The 643-nt window shown below is 62.7% G+C and carries 1 pseudogene; it reads left to right on the forward strand.

Annotated elements, in window-relative coordinates:
• A pseudogene (locus tag ACUCV3_RS27340) lies at positions 1–643 on the forward strand (transposase); the annotation flags it as partial.

Here is a 643-nt window from a genome sequence, read left to right on the forward strand (position 1 = left end):
CGCAGAGGGGCTCTCGCCGGATATCGTCAATCATGCTGTTCGGGAGTATCTGGAGGTGCTCGACGAGGTGGCCTTCGGAGCGGCGTCGCCCGTCACGCCCAAATATCTGTGGCCGGCTGATCCGGCAGCACGCTGGACGGGTGCCCATGGTGGGCAGGCTTTCTTCGCCTACAGCACCAACTACCTCATCGATCTGGCTAATGCCGTGATCGTCGATGTGGAGGTCAGCACCGCCATCCGTCAGGCTGAGGTGGCAGCGCAGTGAACGATGATCGACAGGACACTGGAGCGCTCCGGCATCTGGCCCCAACGGTTAGCTGCCGATACCGGCTATGGCGATGCGGCTAATCTTGCCTGGCTCGTCCATGAGCGCGGCATTGAGCCGCATATCCCCGTCTTCGACCATGCAAGCCGCAGGACCGGCAGCTTCCAGCACACCGCGTTCCGCTATGACCACCGGAACGATCTCTATGTCTGTCCCGGCGGCAAGCACCTCGTCCAGCATCGCAGGGACTATGTCAGCCCACGGCCCGGCGTCGATAAGGATGGTTTCATGCGCTACCGCGCCAGTCAGCATGACTGCCAATCCTGCGCCCTCAAGCCCCAATGCTGTCCCCGACCGACGCCTATGTCACATCCCGGC

This window comes from Sphingobium sp. VMM (assembly GCF_056790315.1).